This window comes from Brevundimonas sp. AVps5, from assembly GCF_058681515.1.
In genome coordinates this window covers 695,519-710,356 of the sequence record NZ_CM178740.1, presented here as the reverse complement: position 1 = coordinate 710,356, position 14,838 = coordinate 695,519, and the positions used below count along the sequence as shown (strand labels likewise).

Below are 14,838 nucleotides of genomic sequence, written 5' to 3'. Positions count from 1 at the left end.
GGTGCCCGGTTCGGTTGCGCCCACATGAAAGTTCGGCCCATGCCGGAACCCGACGGCGCGCCGCGAAGGCGCGACGAGCGGTCCCGGGTCCAACGGGCGTCGATGCGGGATTCGTCGGATCGCGACGGTCCCGTGTTCGGTGCTCTCGATCTGGGGACCAACAATTGTCGCCTGCTGATCGCGCGTCCGGCGCGGACCAGCTTTCGCGTGGTCGACAGCTTCAGCCGCATCGTTCGCCTCGGCGAAGGCCTGTCGCGGACCGGTCGTCTCGGCGACGCCGCAATGGACCGGGCCTATGACGCCCTGGCCCTGTGCGCCGAGCGGGTCGTGCGGCGCGGTGTGGACTCTGCCCGTTTGAGCGCCGTCGCGACCCAGGCCTGCCGTCAGGCGGAGAACGGCGAGGAATTCATCGACCGCGTCCGACGCGGGACGGGCCTGAAGCTGCGCATCATCGATCCAGCCGAGGAGGCCCGGCTGTCGGTCGAGGGATGCCTCAACCTGTTCGACCCAGGGGCCGAAGCCGTGCTGGTCATCGACGTCGGCGGGGGATCTACCGAACTGTCCTGGCTGAGGAAATCGGGCGCGGATATGAAGACCGTTGCCTGGATGTCTGCGCCGCTGGGCGTCGTCACCCTCGCCGAGCGGCACCCGGAGCCGGAGGGGTCAGGCGAGGCCTGGTACGAGGCCATGGTCGGCGACATGGGCGCGGCCCTGGCGGTCGGTGAGTTCGACGACGCGGAATTCCGGCGGCTGTTCGCCACGGGCCGGGGGCATCTGGTCGGTACGTCGGGGGCGATCACCAGTCTGGCGGGCGTGCATCTGAACCTGCGGCGCTACCAGCGCGACCGGGTCGACGGCCTGTGGATGACGCGGACGGAATGCGACGCGGCTGCCGACAAGCTGAAGGCCCTGGGTCCGAAGGGTCGGGCGGCGGAAGCCTGCATCGGGCCGGACCGGGCCGACCTGGTTCTGGCGGGGGCTGCGATCCTGGACGCCGTGCAGCGCGCATGGCCGAGCGAGCGCGTGCGGGTCGCCGACCGGGGCCTGCGCGAAGGCCTGTTGCTGCAGCAGATGCGCGAGGCCCGGAAGCCCCCGCGACGGCGTCGCGGCCGGGGACGCGGGGGTCAAACCGCCGGGACTGCTGCGCCGGAGACCTGAACCGGAAGAACGATGTCGCAGATCGAGAAGTCCGCCCCGCGGCCCGTTCGCACACCGTCGGCCAGGGTCCGGAAGGCGGCCGAGGCCGTGTCCAGCACCTGAACCACCGGCCGCTCGGCCTCGGGCAGGTCCGAGGCGATGCGGACCCGGATCATGCGATCGGGCGCGTCGGTAACTGCGCCATTGTCACCGTCGCCGACCTTGATGGCCCGCACGATGTCGAGGCCCGAAACGACATTGCCCCAGACGGTGTAGCGCTTGTCCAGCGCCGGATAGGGCTGGCGCATCAGGAAGAACTGGCTGTTGGCGCTATCCGGGGCATCGTCTCGCGCCATGCCCGCGACGCCGGGGCAGTAGGCGCCCCAGCCGTGGACCTTGCCGTCGCCGGTCGTGGCCATCAACGCGGTCGGTTGGGTCTGGATCGGCAAACTGTTGAGGAAGCCCAGCATGGCGCCGGCCGGAGAGGCGACCGGGGTGAAGGGCGTCTCCGGTCCCCGGCGGAAGGTGAACTCACCCTTGATGTCGGGGTAAGGGCTTTGGCCCTCTCCGTTGCCGAGCGGATCGCCGGTCTGGGCCATGAAGCCGTCGATGACACGGTGGAAGACGATGCCGTCAAAGAAGGACCGGCGGGTCAGAAGCCGCATGCGCTCGACGTGCAAAGGCGCGGCCTCCGGCGCCAGCTCCACCAGAATCCGCCCCCGATTGGTGTCGATGATCATCAGGTTGTCGGCGGGCACCGTGCGCCAGTCCGTCGGAGCGGAGGCCGACTGTGACGGAGCGGTCACCGCTGTTTCCTGCGCCGTTGCCGCGGACGCGCCCGCCAGAACAAGACCGATCGCCAGAGCCGTCAATCGCATCTTCATCCCCCGGAAATTTCCGCCACCGGCTGCACGTCGCAAACCGTAAACTGAGCCCCGCGCGCCGCGCGAACCTCTTCGACATGGGCCCGGAACGCGGCTGAGCGCGCCTCCAGCACGCGCACGGCCGGACGCTGACCCTCCGGCATCGAAGCGGCGGTGCGGACACGGGTCATGGTGTCCGGATTGTCGGTCACCGCGCCGTCGGCGCTCTCCGGACCGGCCTTGAGCAGGCTGACGACCTCCAGCCCCGACACGATTCGACCGAAGGCCGTGTAGTTTCCGTTCAGCACCGGATTGGTCGCCATCATCAGATAGAACTGGCTGTTGGCGCTGTCGGGCGAGCCGGAGCGGGCCATGCCGGCGACGCCGGTGCAGAACAGGCCGCTCGCGTCGGTCTTGAAGTCGGCGGTCACCATCATCTGGGCGTCCGGCTGGGTCACCACCGGCAGGGAGCCGACCAGGCCCACAATGCCCGCCGGAGCGCCGCCCTCGATCGGGGCGAACCGGGCGTCACGGCCGCGGCGGAAGGTGAACTCTGCGGCGATGTCCGGCAGCTCCGAACCGCCCGCGCCGGTGCCCAGAGGATCGCCCGTCTGGGCCATGAAGCCGGTGATGACGCGATGGAACTTCAGTCCGTCGTAGAAGCCCTGATCGGCCAGGGTGCGGAGGCGCTCGACATGACGCGGCGTGGCGCGCGGCTCAAGCTCGACCAGGATCCGGCCCTTCGACGTATCGATGACCAGCAGATTCTCCGACGCGATCGTGCGCCAGTCGTCAGCGGCGGGGACCGGAGCCGTCTGGGCCATCGAGGCGACGGGCGCGAGGGCCGACAGGGCGGCGGCGAGGACGTAGGGCGTGATCTTCAACTGATAGTCCGGTTCTAGCGTTTGACGCGGTCGCGCACGGCGGCGGCGACGGCGGGGCTGACGAAGCTGTCGATGTTTCCGTCCAGCCGGGCGATTTCCTTGACCAGTCGGGAGGCGATGGCCTGGTGGCGCGGATCGGCCATCAGGAACACGGTCTCGATGTCGTCATTGAGGCGCTGGTTCATGGCCGTCATCTGGAACTCGTACTCGAAGTCCGCGACGGCGCGCAGGCCGCGCACGATGACGTTGGCGTCCAGATGCTCGGCGAAATGCATCAGCAGGGTCGAGAAGGGACGGACCTCGATGTCCGCGTCGAGCCGGGCGACCTCGGCCTTGACCATCTCGACGCGTTCGGCGGTCGAGAACATCGGGCCCTTGTCGTCGTTCCGGGCGACGCCGATGACCAGCCTGTCGACCAGCTTCACAGCCCGGCCGATGATGTCCATATGGCCGTTGGTGACGGGGTCGAAGGTCCCCGGGTAGAGCCCGATCCGCATGCCTGTTCTCCCCGCCGCAAGGCCTGATTAGCAGGCGTCGCGGGTCCGGCCTAGATCGGCTGAGGTGCGTTCGACGACCAGGCGAGTGCGAGCCGTTCGATCCGCTCCGGCGCGACGCCGAACACCTGGTCGCCGATGGCCGTGAGCGGACAGGCGGGGGTGGCGCTGTTGCAGAGGAAGGCGCCGTCGAAGGCGTCGAGATCGCGGACGAAGACAGGCCGGGTCGATCCGCTCATGCCGACCTGCCGGAGGTTCGCCCGGATCAGACTCTGGGCCACCCCGTCCAGCATGGGCGCCTCGGGCCAGATGACCGTTTCGCCCGCGAGGAAGCCGATATTCCAGGTGGCCCCTTCGGAGATAAGGCCGTCGGCGTCGGCGAACAGGACGTCGTCGAAGCCGGCCTGTCGCGCCAGCCGGCGGGCGTGGATGAGGGGAAAGATGGCCGTGTGCTTGATGTGGGCGTCGGTGCGGACATAGGTCCGGAGCTGGGCGCGCACCGAGGTCGCGAGCGGAGCCGGCGGGGCGGAGGCCGTCGTCATGACCCTTGGTCGGACCTTCGCCGAGGGGCTGCGGGGCAGGATCTCCGGAGCGAACAGGCTGACGCGGAGCCAGGCGTCCCGCCGGTCGACGACCGCGATGCGAATCAGGTCGCGCAGACGGGCCTCGCCCACCGGTTCTCCGAACAGTTCGATCGCCGAGGCGTCCAGTCGGGCGAGGTGCAGATCGAGACCGCGCACGCCGCCATCCTCCAAGCGGAAGGAGGTGTAGGCGCCGTAGTTGACGATGGCGAGGTAGCGGAGGTCGGCCTCGGTCGGGGGAAGGCCGTCGATGAGGAAGTCGGTCGTCATGCTGCCCTCTCCCGGGGGGAGAGGGCTTGAGCGCCTGAGAGCCGCAAGGCGATCAGACTTGCGCGAAAGGGTGAGGGGTTACGGTGCGAACCGGTATGGGCGTAACCCCTCACCCTTTCGGCCAGGGCGCATCGCTGCGCTCTGCGAGCCTCAAGCCCTCTCCCTCCGGGAGAGGGATCAGTCCTCGCCGTCACCCTCGACCTCGGGTTCGTCCCCGCCGCTGTCGGCCAGTCGTTCGACGGACACGACCTTTTCGCCATCCGCCGTGCGGAAAATGGTCACACCCTGGCTGGAGCGGCCGACGATGCGGACCTGACCCACGCGGGTGCGGATCATCTGGCCGCTGGAGGTGACCAGCAGCAGGTCGTCAGTGTCCTCGACCGGGAAGGCGGCCGCGAGGCGCGTGCCGGCACGACCGCCGAGGCCGTGAGCCGTCAGCCCCTGCCCGCCCCGACCTGTGCGGCGATACTCGTAGGCCGAAGAGCGCTTGCCGAAGCCGGTCTCGGTGACGGTCAGGATGAACTGTTCGGCGGCGCCCAGTTCGGCGATGCGTTCGACGGACAGGGCGGCGTCGCCCGAGCCTTCGGCTTCATCATCGACCTCGACCACGGCCGTGTCGTCCTCACCGTCGGTGGCGCGGCGCATCGCGTTGGCGTGTTTGACGTAGGCGGCGCGTTCGTCCGGCGTGGCGTCGACACGACCCAGAACGGCCATGGAGATCACCGCGTCGTCGCCCTGGAGGCGGACGCCGCGCACGCCGGTCGAATCCCGGCCCTTGAAGACGCGGACGTCGTCGGCCTTGAAGCGGATCGCGCGGCCGCCGGCGGTGGTCAGCAGGACGTCGTCCTCGGCCGTGCACAAGGCCACGCCGACCATGTGGTCGCCGTCTTCCAGCTTCATGGCGATCTTGCCGGCGCGATTGACCGTGGCGAAGTCCGACAGTTTGTTCCGGCGCACGTCGCCCGAACGGGTGGCGAACATGATGTCGTAGTCGCCCCAGGTCGTCTCGTCCTCGGGCAACGGCAGGACGTTCATGATCGAATCGCCCGGCTCGATCGGCAGCAGATTGACGAAGGCCTTGCCGCGCGACGTCGGGGCGCCGAGCGGCAGGCGCCAGACCTTCAGCTTGTAGGCCTTGCCGTTGGTGGCGAAGAACAGGACGGGCGTGTGGGTCGAGGCGGAGAAGACGCCGACGACGGCGTCCTCGTCCTTCATCGTCATGCCGGACTTGCCCTTGCCGCCGCGATGCTGGGTCCGATAGGCGTTCAGGGCGACCCGCTTGACGTAGCCGCCGTGGGTCACGGTGACGACCATGTCCTCACGCGGGATCAGGTCCTCGTCTTCCAGCTCGAAGTCGCCCTCGCCGATGGTCGTGCGGCGCGGGACGGCGAATTCGTCCCTCACTTTCAGAAGATCCTCGCGGATGATGGCGATGATGTTCTTGCGGTCCGACAGGATCGTCAGGTGGCCCTGGATGGTGTCGGCCAGGCCGCGGGCCTCGCCGAAGATGTCGTCGCGGCCGAGGCCGGTCAGGCGGCTGAGCGTCAGGCCCAGGATGGCGCGGGCCTGTTCGTCGGTCAGCTTCAGGCTGTCGCCATCGATCAGCACCGAGCGCGGGTCTGCGATCAGCTCGACCAGGGCGATCATGTCGCCGACCGGCCAGGCCCTGGCCTGCAGCCGCTCGCGCGCCTCCGCCGGATCGGCCGACGAGCGGATGATGTGGATGACCTCGTCGATATTGGCCACGGCCACGGCCAGACCGACCAGGACGTGGCCGCGGTCGCGGGCCTTGGCCAGCTCGAACTTGACGCGGCGGACCACGACCTCCTCGCGGAACTCGAGGAAGACCTCGAGCATCTTGCGCAGGCCCATCTGTTCCGGGCGGCCGTGGTTCAGGGCCAGCATGTTGACGCCGAACGACGACTGCATGGCGGTGTAGCGCCACAGCTGGTTCAGGATCACGTCGCCGGACGCATCGCGCTTCAGCTCGATGACGATCCGCATGCCCTGGCGGTCCGATTCGTCGCGGACGTCGGAGATGCCTTCGAGGCGTTTCTCGCGGACCATCTCCGCGATGCGCTCGATCAGGGTCTGTTTGTTGACCTGGAACGGCAGCTCCGTGACCACGATCGCTTCACGGTCCTTGCGGATGGTCTCGACCGAGGCGACCCCGCGGACGATGACCGAGCCGCGGCCCTCGCGCAGGGCGTTGCGAGGCGCCGTGCGGCCCAGGATCTCGCCGCCCGTGGGGAAGTCGGGGCCCGGCACGATATCAAGGATGGCGTCGTCGGAGATGTCCGGATCGTCCAGCAAGGCCACGGCCGCATCGACGATCTCGCCCAGATTATGCGGCGGGATGTTGGTCGCCATGCCGACGGCGATGCCGCCCGCGCCGTTGACCAGCAGGTTCGGGATCCGCGCCGGCAGGACGACGGGCTCCAGCTCCTTCTCGTCATAGTTCGGCTGGAAATCGACGGTGTCCTTGTCGATATCGGCCAGCAGGGCGCTGGCGGCCGGGGCCATGCGGGCCTCGGTGTATCGCATCGAGGCCGGCATATCGCCGTCGACCGAGCCGAAATTGCCCTGGCCGTCGATCAGCATCAGACCCATCGAGAAGGGCTGGGCCATCCGGACCAGGGCCATATAGACCGAGGCGTCGCCGTGCGGGTGGAAGCGGCCGAGGACGTCGCCGACGACGCGGGCGCACTTCGAATAGGACCGCTCCGGCGTCATGTTCAGGTCGTGCATCGAGTAGAGGATGCGCCTGTGCACCGGCTTCAGGCCGTCGCGGGCGTCCGGCAGCGCGCGGCTGACGATCACGCTCATGGCGTAGTCGAGGTAGGAGCGTTTCAGCTCGGCCTCGATCGAGATGATGGAAATGTCCGAGCCGCCGACCGGGGGCGGTGCGGCGTTTTCGTAGCTGTCGTCGGTCAAGGATTTTGGGCTTTAGCTGGCCGGAATCGGAACGTGATCCGCTATAATGATTTCTATCACCCGAGGGCCTGAGAGGCAAAGTTTCGCGTCCCTTTTCGCAGGCTCGCGGCCCATCCGTGAAAGGACCAAATCGATGCGCACCATCGCCCTCGCCGCCGCCCTCCTCGCTGCGCCGCTCGGAGCCTGCGTGAGCGTGACCACCAACGATTACGGCGATCACCCGATGATGCGGGCGCCCCCGGGTGATTTCGGTGAAGCGACCCTCGTCAACGCTTCGGGCGCACGAATCGGCCGGGCCGTGCTGACGCAGGGCGCGACGGGCCTGCTGATCCGGATCGAGGCGACCGGCCTGACGCCGGGCTGGCACGGGGTGCATATCCACGCCGTCGGCGAATGCGCCGCGCCCTTCACCTCGGCCGGAGCCCATGTGAACCACGGCGAACCGAAGGCCCCGCACGGCCTGATGAACGCAGAAGGGCCCGATGACGGGGATCTGCCCAACATCTTCGCGGCGCCCGACGGCGCGGTCTCGGCGGAGCTGTTCACCAGCCGCGCCCGGATCGCCGATGAAGGCCCGGGTCAGTGGCTGTGGGATGCGGACGGCTCGGCCATCGTCATCCACGCCAAGGTCGATGACCATGTCAGCCAGCCGATCGGCGGCGCCGGCGACCGGGTAGCCTGTGGCGTGATGGCGGCGGGCTAGAGCCTGATCGTTTGAGACGGAAGCGCTTCGCGCTTCTGTCGAAAGCGTGAATCAGGCTCTCGCTGGTATCTGGAGCAGGAGTCACGGCATCAGCGGAATCGCGAAGCGATTCCTCCTCAGCCGATCCTGCTCTAGGCCTTCGCCGCGCCTGCCCGCAGGCCCCGCTCCGCGAGCGCGACCACAGCCACGCCGCCCATGGTCAGGGCCGCCCCGGTCAGAATCTGGAGCGTCAGGACATCGCCGAGGAAACCCCATCCGATGGCGATCGAGACCACGGGCGTGGCGAGGAAATAGGGCGTCACCCGTCCGGCTTCGCGTTTCTGAACCAGCCAGAACACCATACTGGTGGCAAAGACCGACGAGATGATCCCGGCCCACAGCATACAGACCCAGATCAGCGGGGTCGCGGCCCGGACAGCCTCGACCTGACCGGTCTCGAACATGGCTGAGCCGAACGCGAGCGTCGGCAGGGCCACGAAGGCCAGGAGGCCCTGCATCTTCAGCGGCGGAATTGACGTCGTGCGACGCGCGATTACCGTGGTGATCCCCCAGCAGGCGGTGGCTCCGACGATCACGAGGATCGCGGGCCAGTCGTGCAGGGCATGAGGATCGGCGGACATCCAGGCGACGCCGATCAGTGACACGGCCATGCCGACCATGGCGTGGATCGACAGACGCTCCCCCAGCAGCAGGAAGGCGAACAGGCTGGTGAAGGGGATCCAGAGCTGTGACGCCACCGAGACTGGACTGAGGTCCTCCGCCAGGGAGAAGCCGAGGTAGAGAAGGCCGTAGTGCAAGGGGCCGCCCAGGATGACGATCAGCAGCAGGCTTTTCCAGTTGGGGAAGGGCGGCCGCACGAAGGGGATCAGGCAGATCGCGGCGATGGCGAAGCGCAGGGTCCCGACCAGAAGCGGCGGCATGACCTCCGTCGCCACCTTGGCCGCGGCGTTGTTCGCGCCCCAGATCACCACGATGGCGGCGATCGCGCCGATCTCCAGCAGGGTCAGGGGGCTGTGAGGCTTGTCGGGAGTTACGGGCACGGACGGCCTATCGCATGCCCAAACAAAAACGTCGGCTCACAATGCATGAGCCGACGTTTCGATCGTGGTGAACCGGTCTCTGTCCGGAACGGCCCCTGCTAGAACGGAATGTCGTCGTTCAGGTCGTAGCTCTCGCGCGGGCCGGAAGGCTTGTTGGCGCCGCCGGTGGAGAAGCCCGAGGAGTAGTCGTCGTCATTGCCGCGACCGCCCGAACCCTGACCGCCGCCTTGCGAAGCGCCCCCGCCGTCACGGCCGCCCAGCATGGTCAACTGGCCGTTGAAGCGGCCGACGATGACCTCGGTCGTGTACTTTTCGACGCCGTCCTTGTCGGTCCATTTGCGGGTCTGCAGCGAGCCTTCGACATAGACTGTCGAGCCCTTTTTCACATAGTTTTCAACGACCTTGACGATGTTGTCATTGAAGATCGAGACCCGGTGCCACTCGGTCTTTTCCTTGCGCTCGCCCGACGACTTGTCGCGCCAGGTTTCGGAGGTCGCCAGCGAGAAGTTGGCGATACGGTCGCCGTTCGGCATGGAGCGAATCTCGGGATCACGACCCAGATTGCCGATGAGGATGACCTTGTTGACGCTTCCCGCCATGATGAAATTCTTTCCCTGATCGCTCCGGGCCGCCATTCGCGACCGGGGCCTGAAATTCTCGGCCCGCAGGCTGGGCCTGCGGAACCGTTAACACGTGTTCCGAGTTTGTTCTACTGTCCCGGGAACGAAGGCGCGGCGCGTTCCTCGACCACCACGCCCAGTTCTGTGACGTCCCGCTCGATGGCACCGGGCACCGCCAGACGACCGTCGCCGGTTCTGGCCAGGGCGAAGAATCGCGACCCTTCCAGCGTCCGGCCGAAAGAGACCCCGCGACGATCGACGAAGACGAACTGGCCCTGGTAGGCACCGGTGATCTCCTGACGCGTGCTGCCCATGCTGCGGAACCGGAGCCGCATCTCTTCCAGACGCGCGGCGCACATTTCGATCTGCACCTGGTCGCGCGCGACGACGTTGAAGACCGGCTCTCCGTCCGGGGTTTCGATGGCGTAGCAGACGCCGACGTCGGTCGGGGCCTTCACCTGCCCCGTGCATCCGGCGATGACCGGGATCGCCAGGATCGATGCGATCAGGATGGGACGGATCATCCGTTCAGGCTCGGGAACTGGCAGCTGCGATCCTGATCGGCGAGGATGCGGAAGCGCGAGTTGTCGTTGGACTGCTCGACGCGCCTCGGAACCAGACGCAGGGTCAGATTGCCGTGGCGGCCGTACTGGGCGTCGCCGGGACGGACGCAGGTGCCGGCATAGAGCGCCTGGACGCACTGGTTGAGGCTCATGCGGCCCAGCTCACGCCAGTCAGAACCGGTGTAACGAAGGCAGGGCGTTCCGGAAGCGCGTTCCACGCGGGGTTCGGGCTGCGGGACCTGCGCCTCGGGCTTGCCGGGGACGCCGGTGTCATAGGGATCGGTCACGCCGACATCCGCCGTCTCGACCGCCGTCGGCAGGGTCGGGGGCGGAGAGAAGGAGGCGGTGGGGGCGGCGGCGAGGTTGCCACTCTCGTCCAGCCCCACGTCGAGGGCGTCGGTCGCCAGACCGTTACGACGGGCACAGTCGGCCAGGGTCGCCATGCCGACGAACTGACCATCGACGAAGCAACGCAGTTCGCGTGTCGGCTCCAGCGTAGGCGCATCTGCCAGATCGACCTGCAGTCCGCCGGGGCCTTCCTCGGTCCCGGGGGCCTTGGGCGCGGCCGGTTCGTGGCTGCCGCCGAAGACCAGGGCCAGCACGACCGCGGCCAGGACCGCAAGGCCTACGCCGATGGCGATGATGACGCGATTGTCTGTCGGAAATTGCATGAAGCGGAGCTCGCGGGGCATCGGGCCTTGAAGGCCTCAATAACCCCGCCCCGCCCCGTGGCGTCAACCGCCAAGCGAAAACGGCCCCCGGCTATCCGCCGAGGCGGGCGAGCGCGGCCCGGTAGTTGGCGAGCTGGTTGGTCAGATAGGCGGGCACGGGTCCGGAGCCGGACGCGCTCGCATCCTGCGGGGCCAGTCCGCGATAGGCGTCGCGGATGACCTTGAGCGCGCCCTGGACCTTCTCGCCGGCCGCCGTGATCGAGGCGGCGTTGTTGAGGGTCAGGTTGCCGGGCAGGCCAAGGCCGAAAGTCTTCACAGACTTGTCAGCCGCGGCGAGGCCGACGTAGCCCGCCGAGAGGCCGAGTCCCAGAAGGGCGTCCCGGCCCGTCTCGCCGGAGCTCAGGACGGCACCGGTCTTGCCGTCCTTGGCCACGATCGACAGGCGCTGGACGCCGCCGGTCGTGGTGGTGGTCTCGCCGTCCTTGCCGGTGACTGCGCCGCCCTCGGAGGCGACGGTGACCTTCAGCTTGCCGCCCGAAGCCACGCTGATCTTGCGGGCCAGGGTGGCGAGGGTGTCCTTGGCGTCGATGGTCACGGCCGCGGCCCGGCCGCCGTTGGCGGGGCTGATGTAGAAGCGGTCGCCGACCCGCAGGGCGGTGGCGTCGATCAGCTTTTTGGAATCGCTCTGGTCGATCTCGCCCTGGGGCAGGCCCAGCCGGTCCAGCACACTGGCGCCGCCGGAGGCGACCGCCAGGGTCATGGGCCTGGCCTGGTCACCGTCGCCGGACCAGGTACGGGTGTATTCGACCGCCCCGGTCAGGGGGTCGAGCCGGGTCAGATAGGCCCTGGTCGGGTCGGTTTCCTTGGCCGCAGGGTCGCGGTCGGCGATGCCGGTGATCCAGACCTTGCCGTCATGGACCTTCACATCGGCGGCCGTATCCTCGCCCGCGTCGCCGTACCAGCTGAGACGGTCGGTCCCGGCGGCGGTCAGATCGGTCGAGATGGCGGCGACGAAGACGTCCTTGCCGCCCGAATGGGTCGTGGTGGTCGTTCCGGCGCTGAGCCCGCTGTCGCGGCTGGTCCCGGTCAGGATGACCTTGCCGTTGGCGACCGCGATGCCGGCGATGTCGCCCGAGATGACGCCGAGATCGCGCGTCGAGGTCAGGGTCGGCACACCGGCCGAATCCAGGCTGAAGCGGCGCACCACGGCGCGACCGTCCTCGACTCCGGCGGTGTAAAGGCTGGAGCCGTCGATGGTCATGGCGTCAACGCTATCGTCACTGCCTGTGCCGAACTGGGTCTGGCCCACGGCCGTGGCGACGATGCCGGCCGTCGGATAGGGCTCACCCGCCTTGAAGGCCTGGACATAGCCGTCCCAGCCGCCGACCGCGACCGCGCCGGGAAGGGCCGATTTCGACCGGCCGCCGACATAGACCAGTCCGGCGTCGCCGAAGGAGACGCTGGTCGCCTCGTCGGCTGCGCGGGCGCCGCGACGCTGGGTCCATTGCTCCTCGCCGTCCTTGTTGAAGACGGTGACGAAACTGTCAGCGACGTTGTCGACTTCTCCGGCCTTGCCGGCGTCCGTGGTCGAGGTGTTCAGGGCGCCGGTGACTGATCCGGCGACGGCGACGTCGCCATTGTCGTCGATTGCGATCGCATAGCCGCTGGCCGACGAGGATGCGCCCAGGGTGCGTGTCGCGACCAGCCGTCCGGCGGAGTCATACTTCATCAGGGCGACGTCCTGGACGCCCTTGATCGGCTGGTGGGTCCCGCCTGTGGTCACGTCGCCGACGATCCAGAGAGAGCCGTCGGGACCGACGGCGCTGGCTCGCACGGCGGAGACGCCTTCGGGCATCTTCTCCTGCGAGATGCGGCCATTGACCCATTGGGTCTCGCCGACATTGCCGCCGGCAGGCTGGGCGGCCGTGCCGCCGTCGCTCTGGAACTTGAGGATCTGGTTGGTCGTCTTGGCCGCGACCGTCGTCTTTGTCGTCGTCACGCCATTGGTCGTGGTCGTCACGGTCGTCGCGGGGGAGCCTGCGGACTGGACGACATAGACGGCGTCGGATGTCTCTGCAGCGGTGAAACCGACGGTTTCCGCAGACGTTCCCCGGATCGCCAGCGCCCATCGATCGGGACCGGCCGGCAGGGTCACGGGCTTGCCCGCGACCTGAACGGTCTGGGGCGTCGCCTTGATCTGGTCGCGGCCGATACGGGTCTGGAAGCCTGCGGCCTCGAGCTTGCCGTTGATGAAGCCGGTGACGCTGTCCATCGTCCGCGGCGTCGCTCCCATCTGGCTGAGGTCGATCGGGACGGCCGTGGTCTGGGTGCCGAGGCCCGCCGGCACCTTGATGGTGATGTTGAACTTCGTGTCGCCTTCGAACGCCTTTACCGGAGCATCCAGGGAGCCCTCATGGACCGGCCCGGTGATGGAGTTGGAACTGTCGCGGGGAACAGCGGCCGTGGTCTTCGACGTCGAGGACGAGGTCCCCTGCACCAGGCGCAGGGCGTCGAAGTCGGCCTTGCCGATGTAGGAACTGATTTCGGCGAGGCCCGCGGCGAACCGCTTCTGGGTCAGGGCCAGATCGGTGGAGGTCAGACCTTTCACCGAGGCGCGGTTGGCCAGGGCGTTCAATGTCTCCAGCCCTTGATAGAGGGCGAACAGCTTCCTGTAGTCAGCCGAGGCGCCCTTCACGTCGAGCTGGGCAGCGTCCTCGTTGACAAAGGCGCGGCCGCCGAGCGCGGCGCGGACCAGGGCGTCAGGTTTGGGCGCGGTCGCCTGGGCCGAAGTGCTCCAGGGCGCAGTCGGCTGGGCTTTTTTCGTGATGAGGTTCGACAGGGCAGCCGATCTCGAGGGGTCGTAGGAACCGCCATACAAACCCATCAGATAGCTGTTGTTGACCGCCACTCGATCCTCCTCGTGCAAGGGTAGTCGAGCGGGCTCAATGCGAGATTAACGTCCGCGCAGGGAACGATGGAATGCGAATCGTGTTGTGATCCTGTCAGACAGGAGCGAGGCCATGATCTTCCCGAAGTCGCTTATCCAGTCCCTTCTGGCGTTGTACGGGTTCGGAGACAGGGCGCATTCGCCGCGCCGTCGCCCACCACACGTCGTGATCGGCCACCCGCCCGGCGGCCGCTTTTAACCGCCCTGGAACAGGCTGAGGATGATCTGCGGCGCCTGATTGGCGATGGACAGAGCCTGGGCCCCCAACTGCTGTTGCACCTGCAAGGCCTGCAGGCGCGCGCTTTCCTTGGCCAGGTCGGCATCAACCAGATTTCCGATGCCCGATTCGATCGTATCGGAGAGCTTCAACACGAAGGTGTTGTGGGCCGAAATCTGCTTGGCCTGGGCACCGACGTCGCCCAGCGACTTGTTCAGGTTGTTGATCGAGGCGTCGAGCTTGGTCAGGGCCGTGGTCGAGCCGGTCACCGTCAGCAGGCTGTCGGTCAGGCTCAGCGAAATGATCGCGCCGCTCAGCGAGAGGTTCTTGCCCGACAGGGTGATGAACTGGGTCGCGCCGGCGTTGGCCAGGAACCTCAGACCGTTGGTCAGGGTGCCGTTCAGGATGTTGCCGCCGTCGAAGGAGGCGTTGTCAACCGATGACTTGATGGCGCGCAGAAGGGCCTTGAAGTCGGCGTCCAGCAGCTGGCGCGACTGGGTCTTCAGCGACGCGTCCTTGGCCGCGACGACCTTCTCCTTCAGCTGGTTCAGCAGGTCGGAGATCGATTCGCCCGCCGCCATGGCGACGTCGGCGATGGAGGTGGCGCGGTCGAGGCTCTGCTTGACGGCGGAGAGGGCACCGAGGTCGGCGCGCTGGCCCTGGGCGATGGCCCAGACGGCGGCGTTGTCCTTGGCCCCCTGGACCTTCAGCCCGGTCGAGATCCGATTCTGGACTCCGGTCAGGTTGTCGTTGGTCCGGGACAGGTTCTGCAGCGCGACGGCGGCGGCGGCATTGGTGTGAACGCTGTTCGTCGTCATAGGTCTTCTAGCCCCGGGATGTTGCCGGCAGGCTAGGACTGCAACAGTCACCGTATGGTTAACGGCGGTAAACCACGACGATTAACCGCGTCGGGC

Annotated in this window: 13 protein-coding genes; 2 read left to right on the top strand and 11 right to left on the bottom strand. The window is 67.7% G+C overall.

Annotated features, from left to right (window positions below; genetic code table 11):
* Positions 1 to 39: 39 nt before the first annotated feature.
* Positions 40 to 1,158 (top strand): Ppx/GppA phosphatase family protein, encoded by a 1,119-nt coding sequence (locus ACW18A_RS03525; protein ID WP_492023426.1) that lies wholly within the window; start codon positions 40 to 42, stop codon positions 1,156 to 1,158.
* On the opposite strand, the gene ACW18A_RS03520 is transcribed toward ACW18A_RS03525, so the two are convergent.
* From ACW18A_RS03520 to gyrA, 5 genes are all read right to left on the bottom strand, one after another.
* Complete coding sequence (locus ACW18A_RS03520) at positions 1,125 to 2,021, bottom strand: peptidylprolyl isomerase (RefSeq protein ID WP_492023425.1); 897 nt, start codon at positions 2,019 to 2,021, stop codon at positions 1,125 to 1,127. The two genes, ACW18A_RS03525 and ACW18A_RS03520, sit on opposite strands and share 34 nt — an antisense overlap.
* The gene (locus tag ACW18A_RS03515; RefSeq protein WP_492023424.1) at positions 2,018 to 2,884 is read right to left on the bottom strand and encodes a peptidylprolyl isomerase; all 867 of its coding nucleotides are present in this window, start codon (positions 2,882 to 2,884) and stop codon (positions 2,018 to 2,020) included. Before ACW18A_RS03515 ends, ACW18A_RS03520 begins: the two co-directional genes overlap by 4 nt.
* 14 nt (positions 2,885 to 2,898) lie before the next feature.
* Positions 2,899 to 3,381, bottom strand: a complete 483-nt coding sequence (coaD, locus tag ACW18A_RS03510) for a pantetheine-phosphate adenylyltransferase (RefSeq protein ID WP_492023423.1) — start codon at positions 3,379 to 3,381, stop codon at positions 2,899 to 2,901.
* 50 nt (positions 3,382 to 3,431) lie between these two features.
* A complete protein-coding gene (locus tag ACW18A_RS03505) occupies positions 3,432 to 4,229 on the bottom strand; it encodes an aminotransferase class IV (protein ID WP_492023422.1) in 798 nt (265 codons plus the stop codon).
* A gap of 177 nt (positions 4,230 to 4,406) precedes the next feature.
* Positions 4,407 to 7,163: a DNA gyrase subunit A gene (gene gyrA / locus ACW18A_RS03500; RefSeq protein WP_492023421.1), complete on the bottom strand. Its 2,757-nt coding sequence runs from the start codon at positions 7,161 to 7,163 to the stop codon at positions 4,407 to 4,409.
* Between the two features lie 133 nt (positions 7,164 to 7,296).
* Here gyrA and ACW18A_RS03495 point away from each other — a divergent pair, with 133 nt between their 5' ends.
* Entirely contained in the window at positions 7,297 to 7,866 is a 570-nt protein-coding gene (locus ACW18A_RS03495) for a superoxide dismutase family protein (protein WP_492023420.1), read from the top strand.
* 131 nt (positions 7,867 to 7,997) lie between these two features.
* On the opposite strand, the gene ACW18A_RS03490 is transcribed toward ACW18A_RS03495, so the two are convergent.
* The 6 genes from ACW18A_RS03490 to ACW18A_RS03465 all read right to left on the bottom strand — a co-directional run bounded on the left by ACW18A_RS03490 (position 7,998) and on the right by ACW18A_RS03465 (position 14,742).
* Positions 7,998 to 8,906 carry a DMT family transporter gene (locus tag ACW18A_RS03490; RefSeq protein ID WP_492023419.1) on the bottom strand — a complete coding sequence of 303 codons (909 nt, stop codon included), beginning with the start codon at positions 8,904 to 8,906 and terminating at the stop codon, positions 7,998 to 8,000.
* 98 nt (positions 8,907 to 9,004) lie between these two features.
* Positions 9,005 to 9,505 carry a single-stranded DNA-binding protein gene (gene ssb, locus ACW18A_RS03485; protein ID WP_492023418.1) on the bottom strand — a complete coding sequence of 167 codons (501 nt, stop codon included), beginning with the start codon at positions 9,503 to 9,505 and terminating at the stop codon, positions 9,005 to 9,007.
* A 110-nt stretch (positions 9,506 to 9,615) separates the two neighbouring features.
* Positions 9,616 to 10,050, bottom strand: coding sequence for a hypothetical protein (locus ACW18A_RS03480; protein WP_492023417.1), 435 nt, complete (start codon positions 10,048 to 10,050; stop codon positions 9,616 to 9,618).
* Complete coding sequence (locus ACW18A_RS03475) at positions 10,047 to 10,760, bottom strand: hypothetical protein (protein WP_492023416.1); 714 nt, start codon at positions 10,758 to 10,760, stop codon at positions 10,047 to 10,049. Before ACW18A_RS03475 ends, ACW18A_RS03480 begins: the two co-directional genes overlap by 4 nt.
* Positions 10,761 to 10,851: 91 nt before the next feature.
* Entirely contained in the window at positions 10,852 to 13,668 is a 2,817-nt protein-coding gene (locus tag ACW18A_RS03470) for an NHL repeat-containing protein (RefSeq protein WP_492023415.1), read from the bottom strand.
* 234 nt (positions 13,669 to 13,902) lie between these two features.
* On the bottom strand, positions 13,903 to 14,742 hold the full coding sequence (locus ACW18A_RS03465; RefSeq protein ID WP_492023414.1) for a flagellin: 840 nt from the start codon (positions 14,740 to 14,742) through the stop codon (positions 13,903 to 13,905).
* Positions 14,743 to 14,838 lie beyond the last annotated feature (96 nt).

Coding starts and splice junctions, on each gene's coding strand:
- coaD (WP_492023423.1), bottom strand. CDS start 3,381: ATGCGGATCGGGCTCTACCCGGGGACCTTCGACCCCGTCACCAACGGC.
- ACW18A_RS03505 (WP_492023422.1), bottom strand. CDS start 4,229: ATGACGACCGACTTCCTCATCGACGGCCTTCCCCCGACCGAGGCCGAC.
- ACW18A_RS03495 (WP_492023420.1), top strand. CDS start 7,297: ATGCGCACCATCGCCCTCGCCGCCGCCCTCCTCGCTGCGCCGCTCGGA.
- ACW18A_RS03520 (WP_492023425.1), bottom strand. CDS start 2,021: ATGAAGATGCGATTGACGGCTCTGGCGATCGGTCTTGTTCTGGCGGGC.
- ssb (WP_492023418.1), bottom strand. CDS start 9,505: ATGGCGGGAAGCGTCAACAAGGTCATCCTCATCGGCAATCTGGGTCGT.
- ACW18A_RS03465 (WP_492023414.1), bottom strand. CDS start 14,742: ATGACGACGAACAGCGTTCACACCAATGCCGCCGCCGCCGTCGCGCTG.
- ACW18A_RS03480 (WP_492023417.1), bottom strand. CDS start 10,050: ATGATCCGTCCCATCCTGATCGCATCGATCCTGGCGATCCCGGTCATC.
- ACW18A_RS03475 (WP_492023416.1), bottom strand. CDS start 10,760: ATGCAATTTCCGACAGACAATCGCGTCATCATCGCCATCGGCGTAGGC.
- ACW18A_RS03525 (WP_492023426.1), top strand. CDS start 40: ATGCCGGAACCCGACGGCGCGCCGCGAAGGCGCGACGAGCGGTCCCGG.